The following is a 13,304-nucleotide window of genomic DNA, read 5'->3' on the forward strand; positions in this document are numbered from 1 at the left end:
GCCGTCCGCGCGGGTTCTGTTATTCGACCCGAACCGTCCGCGACTCCCGAATCGGAAGTAGCGGCAGGTCGGGGAACGTGACTTCGACGACGAACTCCAGTTCGTCGTCCGTCGCGCCGAAGACGCCGACGGGGACGGTCACCTCGTCGGAGAGGTAGCACGTCTTCGCCGACATCTCCACGTCGTTGACGGTGACGCGGATGCCGACCGAGCCGCCGCCACCGTCGTTCCGCACGCGGATGTCGTGCATGTCGCTTTCGCCGCGGGCGACCGACTCGGGGAACTCGCCCCAGTCGACGTCGGGCGCGGGGAGGTCCTTCGCGCTCTCGATGACGCGCTCGGCGACGCCCTGCGAGAGGCCCGCGCGGGTGAGTTCCTTCACGCCGGCGTCGACCACGTCGGCCGGGGTCGAGAGGCCGCCGGTGGCGAGCTTTCGCGCGCGGCCGGGGCCGATGCCGTCGACGGCCGTGAGCGCCGCGGCGTCACTGCTGACGCCGTTGTCGACGCGGGCCTCGACGCGCCTCGCGAGGTTGGCCGCGCGGGCGTCCGCGAAGGTGTCGAGGAACTCGCGGAGCGCAGAGAGGAGACGGAGCGCGTTCTGCTTGATGACCCACGCGTCGCTCCGGAGTTCGCTCGGCGTCGAGTTCGCCATGCTAGCGTGGAGGATAGCGAGCACCTTCTTCGGGCCGTCTTCGAGCGTGGTCGAGACGCCCGTCAGCACCGAGTCGACGGCGTCCACCTCGGACTGGCGCGCGGACACCTGTCGGAAGTCGGCCGCGCCCGCGACGGTTTCGAGGATGTCGTCGGCGGTGATGCGGTCGCGTTGCGCGAGGTCGGCGAAGCGCGAGGCGGTTCCGAGCCGGAGGTAGTACTTCGAGGTGAGTCGCCCGAGCGGGGTCGCGTCGATGGAGAGGTCGTCGTCCATCTCGACGAAGCCGCGGGAGACGAGGCGGTCGAGCACGTCGCGGACGCGCGAGCGGAGGTCTTCGAAGTCGTAGGCCGCCGGGTTCGACTGGGCGCGGCGGTAGTAGAACGTCGTCTCCAGCCACGACATCACGTCGTCGAGGTCGCGGATGGTCCCCATGGCGATTTCGGCGTTGAGGTGCGAATCGAGGTCTTCTGCGAGGCGCGACTCGATTTCCTTGCCCTCGCGGAGCAGGCGGCGGTACTTGTTCTGGTCCGAGCGGTCGCAGACGACCCAGCCGTAGCCCACGTCGTCGTAGCCGGGGCGGCCCGCGCGGCCGAGCATCTGGAGGATGTCGAGCGGCGAGATGTCCACCTCGCCTTCGAGCGGGTCGTGGTGTTTCGTGTCGCGGATGACGACACAGCGGGCGGGGAGGTTCACGCCCCACGCGAGCGTCGAGGTCGAAAACAGGAGCTGAATCTTGCCCTCCTTGAACCACTCCTCGACGGCCTCGCGGTCGTCCCGCGAGAGGCCGGCGTGGTGGAAGCCGACGCCGTCCAAGACGCCCTTGGCGAGCGAGTCGTTGCTCAGTTCCTTGGCCTCGTTGTGGAAGTCGTAGTCGCCGCGCGCGCCGATGGGCACGTCGCGCTTTGCGAGTTCGTCGCGGGCCTTGGCGGCCGCGCGGACGGCGTCCTGCCGCGAGGAGACGAACACGAGCGACTGGCCGCCGTCGCGGATGTGCGGTTCCGCGAGGTCGAACGCCCGGTAGAGCCGGCGGTACTTGTCGGCGAAGGAGTTCTCGCCGTGGGTGTAGGTCTTGACGCCCGCGTGGAGGTCGACGGGCCGGTAGTCGTCGCCGAACTCGAAGGTCGTCTCGGCGGGCGCGTCGAGCCACGCCGCCACGTCGTCGATGTTGGGCATGGTCGCCGACAGCGCGACGATTCGGGGGTCGCAGATGCGGCGCATCCGCGAGACGGTGACTTCGAGGACGCCGCCGCGGGTCTCCGAGTCCAGCAGGTGGACCTCGTCGATGACGACGCAGTCCACGTCCTCGATGAAGGAGTAGCGCGCCGAGTCGTGTTTCCGGGTCGCGGAGTCGGTCTTCTCGGGCGTCATCACGAGGATGTCGGCGCGGGCGGCCCGCCGGGGGTTCAGGTCGCGCTCGCCGGTGACGACGTACACCGAGTAGCCGAGGTCCTCGAAGCGCTCCCACTCGGTCTCCTTCTCGGTGGTGAGCGCGCGGAGCGGGGCGATGAAAAGCGCCGTCCCCTCGTCGCGGAGCGTCCGACAGATGGCGAGTTCGGCGAGCGCCGTCTTCCCGCTGGCGGTGGGCGCGGAGGCGACGACGTTGTGGTCGGTGTCGAGGATGGCGGGGAGCGCCTCGCGTTGCATCCGGTTGAACTCCTCGAACCCGAAGGCGTCTGCGAACTCGGGGACCGCCTCGGCGACTTTCACTGGGCGCACCTCCGGGTGCGCGCTGGCGTCGGGGACGAGACGAAGACGAGCGTCATACACGAAGCCGAGTCGTCCGTGGGGAAAGGCGTTTCTCCATCCGACGCGGCGGCTCGCGGGCGTCGAACGAGCGGAAAACGGAGGGGCTGAGGTTGGTGGGTGGTAGGGGGGATTGATTGGGGGACCGAGGCGCAGGCCCGCTTACGCGGCGCCGGCGAGCGCGGCGATGAACGACCAGTTCGTCCCCGCGGTGGCCTCGTGCTTCTTCGATTCGGCCTTCGTCATGTCGCGGCGGTGTTTCCAGTTCATACTCGATAGAAGTCTTTACTCGAATATAAGTTTTTCAGTTAAGTGATATATCTAGCACGGTCGTACATGCTGTTTGATGGAAAGTCGTGATGTATTCGAGGTGGACGTTTCGTTTTCCGTGATAGAACTGTTCGTTTGAACGATTCTGAACAACGTGTGCTAACGTGGAACGTGGTTCGGCCGAACGGTGTCGTGGCGACGCTGATTCGGTCGCCTCGGGCGAGCGATTGTGCCGCCAACCCGACAGACGGCGGACCAATCCTCACGTTTTTGCCCGTCGCCCCGCAAGAACTGCCTATGCGCACGCGGCGGAAGCCAGACTGGTTGAAGATGCGACCGCCATCGGGCCGGCGTTTCACCGATATCAAATCGACGCTCCGGGACCGGAACCTCAACACCGTCTGCGAGGAGGCGAACTGCCCGAACCTCGGTGAGTGTTGGAGCGGCCGCGACGGCCCCGGCACGGCCACGTTCATGCTCATGGGCGACCGGTGCTCGCGCGGGTGTAACTTCTGCGACGTGACGACCGGCGGGATGGAGCCGCTGGACCCCGACGAGCCGGCGAACGTCGCCGACGCGGTGACCGAAATCGGCCTCGACTACGTCGTGTTGACCTCCGTGGACCGCGACGACCTGCCGGACCAGGGCGCGGCCCACTTCGCCGAGACCATCCGCGAAATCAAGCGCCGCGACCCCGAGGTGCTCGTCGAGGTGCTGATTCCCGACTTCCAGGGCGACCCCGAGCACGTCCGGAAGATAATCGACGCCGGCCCCGACGTCATCGCCCACAACATCGAGACCGTCGAGCGCCTCCAGTGGCCGATTCGGGACCGCCGCGCCGGCTACGAGCAGTCGCTTTCGGTGCTCCGGCAGGTGACAGACGAGTCCGACATCCACACGAAGACCTCCGTCATGCTCGGCCTCGGCGAGCACGCCCACGAGGTCTACCAGACGCTTTCCGACCTCCGCGAGGCCGACGTGGACATCGTCACGTTCGGCCAGTACCTCCAGCCCTCCCGGAGCCACCTCGACGTGTTCGAGTACGTCCACCCCGACGCCTTCGAGACGTGGCGGCGCGTCGCGGAGGACGAACTGGGCTTCCTCTACTGCGCGTCCGGCCCGATGGTCCGGTCGTCGTACAAGGCCGGCGAACTGTTCGTGGACGCGCTCCTCCGCGAGGGGTCGAGCGTCGAGGAGGCGCGGCAGGCCGCCCGCGCGGCCGCCGGACAGTAGGTCGCGGTCGCCGCACCACCGCGTCCGCGCGACTCAACCATCCGGGTCCGACATCCGGGTCCGACCCCGCGCCCGCCCCGAACCGGTCCTGCAATGCTGTCGATATTTCCGATTATTTCTCGGTGATGTGTGGGTTCACACTAATGAACGTCAGGAAGAATCGTTTAGAAGCGAAAATGTCCAATTTTACCCCGCGTGAGTTTACATAGCACGACGCGAGCCGCAATATTCCGAGCCAAAGTAAATTATATACGAAAACAATATAACGCCGGCGGGTGTCGATTTTGCCATGAACAGGAGGGTTCTCCCGTGAGCGTGCTTCAACGCGACCCGCAGGACCAGGTACGAGTGCTCGACGAGGACGGGACCGTCGTCGGCGAGGTCCCCGACGTCGACGACGAGACGCTCGTCGACATGTACCGCTACATGCGTCTCGCCCGACATTTCGACACGCGGGCGGTGAGTCTCCAGCGACAGGGGCGGATGGGGACGTATCCGCCGCTGTCGGGACAGGAGGGCGCACAGATCGGGAGCGCGCTCGCGCTCGACGAACAGGACTGGATGGTTCCGAGCTATCGCGAACACGGCGCGTCGTTGCTCCGGGGGCTTCCGCTGAAGCAGACGCTCCTGTACTGGATGGGCCACGAGAAGGGCAACGAGATGCCCGAGGGCGTGAACCTCTTTCCGCCCGCGGTCCCCATCGCCTCGCAGATTCCGCACGCGACCGGCGCGGCGTGGGCGAAGAAGCTCCGCGGTGAGGACGACACGGCCGTCATCTGTTACTTCGGCGACGGCGCGACCTCCGAGGGCGACTTCCACGAGGGGCTGAACTTCGCGGGCGTCTTCGACACCCCGAACGTCTTCTTCTGTAACAACAACCAGTGGGCCATCTCGGTGCCGCGGGAGCGACAGACCGCCGCCGAGACGCTGGCGCAGAAGGCGACCGCCTACGGCATCGACGGCGTGCAGGTCGACGGGATGGACCCGCTCGCGGTCTACTCCGTGACGAAGGCGGCGCTCGACAAGGCGAAGAACCCCGGCGAGGGCGAGGGCCGCCCGACGCTCATCGAGGCGGTCCAGTACCGCTTCGGCGCGCACACGACCGCCGACGACCCCACCGTCTACCGCGACGACGACGAGGTCGAAAAGTGGAAGGCGAAAGACCCCATCCCGCGGCTGGAGGCGTTCCTCCGCGAGACGGGCCGCATCGACGACGAGGCCGTCGAGGCCATCGAGGAAGACGTGAAACAGCGGGTCGCGGACGCCATCGAGGCGGCCGAGTCCGACCCGCGTCCGGACCCGAGCGACATGTTCGACTACGCCTACGCCGAGCGGACCCCGGAGATTCAGGCACAGTACGAGGAGTTCGAAGCGCTCCGCGAGAAGTTCGGCGACGAAGGATTCCTCAGAGAATGAGCAGTCAGAACCTCACCATCGTGCAGGCGGTACGGGACGGTCTCTACACCGAGATGAACCTCGACGACGAGGTGCTCGTCATGGGCGAGGACGTCGGCAAGAACGGCGGCGTCTTCCGGGCCACCGAGGGCCTGTGGGACGAGTTCGGCGACGACCGCGTCATCGACACGCCGCTGGCCGAATCGGGCATCGTCGGCACGGCCGTCGGCATGGCCGCGATGGGGCTGAAGCCGGTCCCCGAGATTCAGTTCTCCGGCTTCATGTACCCCGGCTTCGACCAAATCGTGAGCCACATGTCGCGGTTCCGCAACCGAACCCGCGGCCGCTACACGCTCCCCATGGTGCTCCGCGCGCCCTACGGCGGCGGCATCCGCGCCCCCGAGTCGCACTCGGAATCCAAGGAGATGTTCTACGCGCACGAGGCCGGCCTGAAGGTCGTCATCCCCTCGACGCCGTACGACACGAAGGGACTGCTCATCTCCGCCATCCGCGACCCCGACCCGGTCATCTTCATGGAGCCGAAGCTCATCTACCGGGCGTTCCGCGGCGAGGTCCCCGAGGAGGACTACACGGTCCCCATCGGCGAGGCCGCGGTCCGCCGCGAGGGCACGGACGTGTCCGTGTTCACCTTCGGCGCGATGACGCGCCCGACGCTCGAAGCCGTCGAGAACCTCGAAGACGAGGGCATCGACGCCGAGGTCGTGGACATCCGCACCATCTCGCCGCTCGACCGCGAGACCATCGTCGAGTCGTTCAAGAAGACCGGCCGCGCGGTGGTCGTCCACGAGGCCCCGAAGAACGGCGGTCTCGGAGCCGAAATCACGGCGACGATTCAGGAGGAAGCGCTCCTCTATCAGGAAGCGCCGGTCAAGCGCGTCGCGGGCTACGACGTGCCGTACCCGCTGTACGCGCTGGAGGACTACTACCTCCCCTCGGTCGCCCGCGTCGAAGAAGGTATTCGTGAGGCGGTGAACTTCTGAACGATGGCGCTCAAGGAATTCAAACTCCCCGACGTCGGCGAAGGCGTCGCGGAAGGCGAACTCGTAACGTGGCACGTCGCGCCGGGCGACGAGGTAATCGAAGACCAGGTGCTCGCGGAGGTCGAGACCGACAAGGCGCTCGTCGACGTGCCCTCGCCGTTCAACGGGACGGTCGAGGAACTCCTCGCCGAGGAGGGCGAGGTCGTCCCCGTCGGCAACGTCATCATCACCATTCAGGAAGATGGCGACGACGACGAGGCCGCGGCAGACGCCGAGGCCGCCGACGCGGACGCCGAAACGGCCGATTCCGAGACGGCCGAGAGCGACGACGCCGGCGATGCTGGCGACGCTGGCGACGACGGCTCCGGTTCCGGCGGGCGCGTGTTCGCCCCGCCGAGCGTCCGCCGCCTCGCCCGCGAACTCGGCGTCAGTCTCGACTCCGTCGACGGGAGCGGCCCGAGCGGCCGCGTGACCGAGGGCGACGTTCGCGCCGCCGCGGAAGACGACGGCGACGGCGACGACGAGTCCAGCGGCCCGCGGACCGTCCAGACCAACGGGAAGTCCGCGACCGCGAAGCGCGACGAGGGAACGTCGGCGTCGGCGACCGCGTCCGCCGCGTCGGCCGAGAGCGCCGACCGCGAGCAGACGCTCGCCGCGCCCGCGACCCGCGCGCTGGCCAGGAGAAGGGCGTCGACATCGACGCCGTGCCCGCGACCGAGATGCGCGAGGGCGAGGCGTTCGTCTCGCCCGAGGCCGTCGAGGAGTACGCGCAGGCCCAGCGCGAGGCGCAGGCCGCGGACGCCGAGGCGGTGGCCGCCGAGGCCGACGCCGGAACCGCGACCGCCGAGGCGACGAGCGGGTCGCCGGCCGCCGAGAGCGCCGAGGTCGAACCCGGTGCCGGCGAGCGCGTCCCCTACAAGGGCGTCCGCAAGGCCATCGGCGACCAGATGCAACGGTCGAAGTACACCGCGCCGCACGTCACCCACCACGACGAGGTGGACGTGACGGAGCTCGTCGAACTGCGCGAACAGCTCAAGCCCGTGGCCGAAGAGCGCGGCTCGCGGCTGACCTACATGCCGTTCGTGATGAAGGCGGTCGTCGCGGCGCTGAAGGACTTCCCGTATCTCAACTCGCAACTCGACGAGGAGAACGAGGAAATCGTCCTGCGCGACGAGTACAACATCGGCGTCGCGGCCGCGACCGACGCCGGCCTGCTCGTCCCCGTCGTCCACGACGCGGACCGCAAGGGTATGCTCGAACTCGCCGACGAGATGAACGAGAAGGTCGAGAAGGCCCGCAACCGCAAAATCGCGCCCGAGGAGATGCGCGGCGGCACCTTCACCATCACCAACATCGGCGGCATCGGCGGCGAGTACGCGACGCCCATCGTCAACTACCCCGAGGTTGCGATTCTCGCGCTCGGAGCCATCAAAGACAAGCCGCGGGTCGTCGACGGTGAGGTCGTGCCGCGAAAGGTCCTCACCCTCTCGCTGTCGTTCGACCACCGCATCGTCGACGGCGCGCAGGGCGCTCGATTCACGAACCGCGTCAAGGAACTGCTCGAAGACCCCAAACTGCTGGTGTTAGAATAATGGTCGTCGGAGACATCGCAACCGGAACCGAACTGCTCGTCATCGGCGCGGGACCGGGCGGCTACGTCGCCGCCATCCGCGCCGCACAGAACGGCATCGACACGACGCTCGTCGAGAAGGACGCCTACGGGGGCACCTGCCTCAACTACGGCTGTATCCCCTCGAAGGCGCTCATCACGGGCGCGAACCTCGCCCACGAGGCGGGCAACGCCGAGGAGATGGGCATCCACGCCGACCCCGTCGTCGACATGTCGCAACTGCGCGACTGGAAAAGCGGCGTCGTGGACCAACTCACAGGCGGCGTCGAGAAGCTCTGTAAGGCAAACGGCGTCAACCTCGTCGAGGGGACCGCCCGCTTCAAGGACGAGAACGCCGTCCGCATCGCCCACGGCGGCGAGGGGCAGGGCTCGGAGACCATCGAGTTCGAACACTGCATCATCGCCACCGGCTCGCGCGTCATCCAGATACCCGGCTTCGACTTCGGCGACGAGCCGGTGTGGTCGTCCCGCGACGCCCTCGAAGCCGACACCGTCCCGGAGCGACTGGTCGTCGTCGGCGGCGGCTACATCGGGATGGAGCTGTCCACGACGTTCGCCAAGCTCGGCGCGGACGTGACCGTCGTCGAGATGCTCGACGACATCCTGCCGGGCTACGAGTCCGACGTGGCCCGCGTCGTCCGCAAGCGCGCCGAGGACCTCGGCATCGACATGCACTTCGGTGAGGGAGCAAGCGGCTGGCGCGACGAGGACGACGGCATCATGGTGACCACCGAGACCGAAGACGGCGAGGAAAACGAGTACCGCGCCGACAAGGTGCTCGTCGCCGTCGGGCGCTCGCCCGTCACCGACACGATGGACATCGAGAGCGCCGGCCTCGAAGCCGACGACCGCGGGTTCCTCTCGGTCGACGAGTGCCGCCGCACCGACGTGGAGCACATCTACGCCGTCGGCGACGTGGTCGAGGACACGCCGATGCTCGCCCACGTCGCCTCGAAGGAGGGCATCGTCGCCGCCGAGCACGTCGCCGGCGAACCCGTCGCCTTCGACAGTCAGGCCGTCCCCGCGGCCGTCTTCACCGACCCCGAAATCGGCACGGTCGGCATGACCGAGGCCGACGCCGAGGAAGCCGGCTTCACGCCCGTCGTCGGGCAGATGCCCTTCCGGGCGTCCGGCCGCGCGCTGACGACGAACCACGCCGACGGCTTCGTCCGCGTCGTCGCCGACGAGGAGTCCGGCTTCGTCCTCGGGGCGCAAATCGTCGGCCCCGAGGCCTCGGAGCTAATCGCCGAACTCGCGTTCGCCATCGAGATGGGCGCGACGCTCGAAGACGTGGCGTCGACCATCCACACCCACCCGACGCTCGCGGAAGCGGTCATGGAGGCCGCCGAGAACGCGCTCGGACAGGCGATTCACACGCTGAATCGATAGCGCCACAGGACCGGACCGACTTTTTCACCCGTCGTCGAACCACCACAGCGCAAGCATCGTCCCCACGACTGCCACGGCCGCGGGAATCGACTCGTCGACGCCGAGTGTGCGGACGTCGAAGAGGACGACGCCCTCGGACAGGGCGGCGAGCGCGAGGACCACGAAGGCGAAGCCCGCCACCCAGATTTCGGGCGTGTTGACGTCGCTGATTGACATGCGCGGCGCTACGGCCCCGAATATGATAAGTGTTAGCAGACCCCAATCAGTCTACTCGTCGGCGTCGAGAATCCCGTGGCTCTCGAAGAGCTTTCCGAGTCGGTCCATGGAGGCGACGACGGCGTCGCAGGCCGGGCGGACCGCGTCCTTGGGGACGAAGCCGACCGAGAGGCCGGCGACTTCGAGCATCGGCAGGTCGTTCGCGCCGTCGCCGACCGCGACCGTTCGGTCCATGGGCACGTCGTGTTCGGCGGCGTGATTCTCCAGCGCCGTGTCCTTCGTGCCCTCGATGAGCGACCCCTCCACGTCGCCGGTGAGTCGGCCGCCCTTCACGGGCAGGCGGTTCGAGACGATGTCGTCGACCTCGACGCCCTCCTTTTCGAGCGCGCGCTCGACGCCGCGTTCGAACCCGCCGGTGAAGATGGCGACGTGGTGGCCGTAGTCGCGGAGTCGCCGGATGAGGTCGGCCGCGCCGGGGCGGAGTTCGACCTCGCCGTAGGCCTCCTCGGCGAGTTCCTCTTCGAGCCCTTCGAGGAGGCGGGCGCGCGACCGGAGGCTCTCCGCGTAGCTCATCTCGTCGTTCATGGCCCGCTCGGTGATGTCGGCCATCTCGTCGGCCGTGCCGTTCTTCTTGCCGAGGAGGACCGTCATCTCGGAGTCCGAGAGCGTGCCGTCGAAGTCGAAGGCGATGATGCGCATATCTGCCCGTCGTCGCCGCGGGGTTTCAAAGCTTCCGCGTCGGCAGTTATGCGGCGAGGGAGGGACGCTGGCGAGTCGACCGGTCGACCACCGGCGGGACACAGGGGGAGACCGCGCACAGCTATTTACCCGTCGTCTCCTTGACAAGCACGTATGGACGACCTCCACGACGCCGAACACGAGACGCTCAGCGACGTCGAAGCGGACCTGACCGACGACTTCGGCGACGAGGGCGACAGCCCGCTCCGACAGTTCGTCCGAAGCCTGCGCGACCTCGACGAGGCCGACGTGCGCGCGGTCGGCCAGTACGACGGCGAGGCGTTCGAACTGCTCTACCTCCGCGACGATATCGACGAGGCGCTCGGACCCGAGGAGCGCGGCGAGCGCGTGAAGACGCTCGTGATGAAGGCGCTCGGCGAGCCCGTCAACGAACCCGAACTCGACGGGTACGGGGATTTGAACGCCGTCATCAGGTGGTTCGACGAGGTCGTCGTCGCCATCTATCCGCACGACGAGTGGTCGGGGGCCATCGCGACGTTCGACCGGGCGAACTCGCCGCTGGTCGACCTCGCGGTGACGCATCTATCGTAAATCTGTCCTAAAAGTCCCGCTCGTGAAAACGTCCGCGGGGCGGCCGCGACGCCCGGTCAGATTCGAAGCGGCGTCCACGACCGCGGGCCGTCGTCGAGGCCGCGGACCCGGAACTCGGGGTCGCCGTCGGTGTCGCGCGTCTCGACGAAGCCGTCGAACGGCTGTTTGAGGAGCGCGAGTTCGCGCTCGTCGACGAAGCCGGTGTCGAGCGTGAACACGCCCGAGAAGTCCGCCGCCGAGATGCGACCCGTGATGACGTGCAGGAACTGGAACAGCCGCTTGAGGTCGGTGTACATCACGAGCGTCGAGAGGACGTGCAGGCCGACGCGGGCCGACCGGCTCGCCTCGTAGTGCTCCCGGAGGGACTCGGTCAGGTGGATGCCGATGCCGGTCAGGTCGCCGGGGCTGGAGACGTACCGGAGGTTCCCCCCGTCGGGGCGGTCGCCGAGGAGGTCGGCGACGCTCGTCGTGTCGATGACCTCGAACTGCTCCGGGGGCGACCCGCTGATGTACGACAGCTCCTGTGCGATGCTCGGGGCGGGCTTTTTCGTCGTCACGACGACCGTCCCCGCGTCGTCGCGCTCGCCGGGCGCGAGCATCGAGAGCATGAGCCGCCGCTTCCGCGTCATCGTCGGGCCGGCGATGAGCACGGACCCGGAATCCGGAAGCGACACCTCAGGCGATTGCATCGCCGGCGAAGCGTTCTCGGGACGGAAGACCATCTACCGAACCTATCGGACTCGGGCAGATAATACTAGTGGGCGAGCACGTCGCTCCCCCAAACCGTGCGAGACAGTCTCAATGTCACGATATCGGCCGTTGTGACAACCCTTAACCCGCGCGGGTCTGACCCTACGCGCATGAAGGTACTCGTCACGGACCCGATCGCCGACGCGGGTCTGGACCGGTTACGCGAGGCCGGTTACGAGGTAGAGACCGCGTACGATGTCGAAGGTGACGCGCTACTCGAAGCCGTCTCCGACGCGAACGGACTCATCGTCCGCTCCGGAACGCAGGTGACCGCCGAGGTGTTCGAGGCGGCACCCGACCTCGTCATCGTCGGACGCGCCGGCATCGGCGTCGACAACATCGACATCGACGCCGCGACCCAACACGGCGTCATCGTCGCCAACGCGCCCGAGGGGAACGTCCGCGCCGCCGCCGAGCACACGGTCGCGATGGGCTTCGCCGCCGCGCGCTCCATCCCGCAGGCCCACGCCCGCCTGAAGGACGGCGAGTGGGCCAAGTCCGACTACCTCGGCAACGAAGTCAACGGCAAGACCCTCGGCGTCGTCGGCCTCGGCCGCGTCGGCCAAGAGGTCGCAAAGAAGTTCTCGTCGCTCGGGATGGACATCGTCGCCTACGACCCCTACATCGGCGAGGAGCGCGCCGACCAGCTCGGCGCGGAACTCGTCGGGTTCGACGCCTGTCTCTCCCGCGCCGACTTCCTCACCGTCCACACGCCGCTGACCCCCGAGACGGAGGGGCTCATCTCCACCGACGAACTCGAAACGATGGGGAGCGGCTACCTCATCAACTGCGCCCGCGGCGGCGTCGTCGACGAGGCCGCCCTCGCCGAGGCCGTCGACGCCGACGTCATCGACGGGGCCGCAGTGGACGTGTTCGCCGACGAACCCGTCTCGCCCGACAACCCGCTTCTCTCGGTCGACGACGTGGTCGTCACGCCGCACCTCGGCGCGTCCACGTCGGCCGCACAGGAGAACGTCGCCGTCTCGACGGCCGACCAAATCGTCGCCGCGTTCCGCGACGAGCCGGTCATCAACGCGCTCAACGCGCCCTCGGTCGACGAGAGCGCCTTCCCGCGCATCCAGCCGTACATCGGTCTCGCCGAGACCGCCGGGAAAATCGCCGCCCAACTGCTCGACGGTCGCCTCGGCGAAGTCGAAGTCACGTACACCGGCGACATCGCGGGCGAGGACGTCGAACTCGTCACGGCCTCCGCGCTGAAGGGCGTCTTCGCGCCGCTCGAATGGCAGGTCAACGCCGTCAACGCCCCGCAGGTCGCAAAGGAGCGCGGCATCGAGGTCGTCGAGTCGAAGTCCCGCCAGTCGGACGACTTCCAGAGCCTCGTGACCGTCACCGTCCGCAACGGCGACGAGGAGATGACCGTCTCCGGGACGCTGTTCACCGGCGAGGACCCGCGCATCGTCCGCATCAACGGCTACCGTCTCGACGCCATCCCGTACGGCCAGATGCTCGTCGCCCGCAACTACGACAAGCCGGGCGTCATCGGCTTCATCGGGACCGTCCTCGGCGAGAACGACGTGAACATCGCCGGGATGTTCAACGCCCGCCGCGCGAAGGCCGGCGGCGAGGCGCTGACCGTCTACAACCTCGACGACGACGTGCCGGACAGCGTCCGCGAGAAGCTCCTCGCCGACGACCGCATCATCGACGTCGACCTCATCACGCTCTGAAGCGAGCGACCCGCGCCTCTTTCTAAACGAACGCCCGCACCGCCCGC

Annotated in this window: 10 protein-coding genes and 1 pseudogene; 7 read left to right on the forward strand and 4 right to left on the reverse strand. The window is 67.8% G+C overall.

The features are described from left to right. Positions 1 to 19 precede the first annotated feature (19 nt). Entirely contained in the window at positions 20 to 2,359 is a 2,340-nt protein-coding gene (locus C438_RS07175; RefSeq protein ID WP_004968681.1) for a DEAD/DEAH box helicase, read from the reverse strand. Positions 2,360 to 2,962: 603 nt separating this feature from the next. On the opposite strand from C438_RS07175, the gene lipA reads away from it, so the two are divergent. The 5 genes and pseudogenes from lipA to lpdA all read left to right on the forward strand — a co-directional run bounded on the left by lipA (position 2,963) and on the right by lpdA (position 9,313). Then, complete coding sequence (gene lipA / locus C438_RS07180; RefSeq protein WP_049917851.1) at positions 2,963 to 3,898, forward strand: lipoyl synthase; 936 nt, start codon at positions 2,963 to 2,965, stop codon at positions 3,896 to 3,898. A 309-nt stretch (positions 3,899 to 4,207) separates the two neighbouring features. Then, positions 4,208 to 5,314, forward strand: coding sequence for a pyruvate dehydrogenase (acetyl-transferring) E1 component subunit alpha (pdhA, locus tag C438_RS07185; protein WP_004968683.1), 1,107 nt, complete (start codon positions 4,208 to 4,210; stop codon positions 5,312 to 5,314). Next, complete coding sequence (locus C438_RS07190; RefSeq protein ID WP_004968684.1) at positions 5,311 to 6,294, forward strand: alpha-ketoacid dehydrogenase subunit beta; 984 nt, start codon at positions 5,311 to 5,313, stop codon at positions 6,292 to 6,294. The genes pdhA and C438_RS07190 overlap by 4 nt, the downstream gene beginning before the upstream one ends. 3 nt (positions 6,295 to 6,297) lie before the next feature. Beyond that, positions 6,298 to 7,886 (forward strand): annotated as a pseudogene (locus C438_RS07195) (dihydrolipoamide acetyltransferase family protein). Continuing rightward, entirely contained in the window at positions 7,886 to 9,313 is a 1,428-nt protein-coding gene (gene lpdA, locus C438_RS07200) for a dihydrolipoyl dehydrogenase (RefSeq protein WP_004968685.1), read from the forward strand. The pseudogene C438_RS07195 and the gene lpdA overlap by 1 nt, the downstream one beginning before the upstream one ends. Positions 9,314 to 9,337: 24 nt before the next feature. Here lpdA and C438_RS07205 read toward each other — a convergent pair whose 3' ends face one another. Continuing rightward, a complete protein-coding gene (locus C438_RS07205) occupies positions 9,338 to 9,529 on the reverse strand; it encodes a hypothetical protein (protein ID WP_004968686.1) in 192 nt (63 codons plus the stop codon). 51 nt (positions 9,530 to 9,580) lie between these two features. Beyond that, positions 9,581 to 10,228 carry a phosphoserine phosphatase SerB gene (gene serB, locus C438_RS07210; RefSeq protein ID WP_004968687.1) on the reverse strand — a complete coding sequence of 216 codons (648 nt, stop codon included), beginning with the start codon at positions 10,226 to 10,228 and terminating at the stop codon, positions 9,581 to 9,583. Positions 10,229 to 10,381: 153 nt separating this feature from the next. Here serB and C438_RS07215 point away from each other — a divergent pair, with 153 nt between their 5' ends. After that, the gene (locus C438_RS07215) at positions 10,382 to 10,819 is read left to right on the forward strand and encodes a hypothetical protein (protein ID WP_004968688.1); all 438 of its coding nucleotides are present in this window, start codon (positions 10,382 to 10,384) and stop codon (positions 10,817 to 10,819) included. Positions 10,820 to 10,875: 56 nt separating this feature from the next. Here C438_RS07215 and C438_RS07220 read toward each other — a convergent pair whose 3' ends face one another. Then, positions 10,876 to 11,541, reverse strand: coding sequence for a DUF7504 family protein (locus C438_RS07220; RefSeq protein WP_004968689.1), 666 nt, complete (start codon positions 11,539 to 11,541; stop codon positions 10,876 to 10,878). A 138-nt stretch (positions 11,542 to 11,679) separates the two neighbouring features. Between C438_RS07220 and serA the strand changes: the two genes are divergently transcribed. Beyond that, positions 11,680 to 13,257, forward strand: a complete 1,578-nt coding sequence (serA, locus tag C438_RS07225) for a phosphoglycerate dehydrogenase (RefSeq protein WP_004968690.1) — start codon at positions 11,680 to 11,682, stop codon at positions 13,255 to 13,257. Positions 13,258 to 13,304: the final 47 nt, after the last annotated feature.

It is taken from the genome of Haloferax denitrificans ATCC 35960 (assembly GCF_000337795.1).
GTDB classification, from domain to species: domain Archaea; phylum Halobacteriota; class Halobacteria; order Halobacteriales; family Haloferacaceae; genus Haloferax; species Haloferax denitrificans.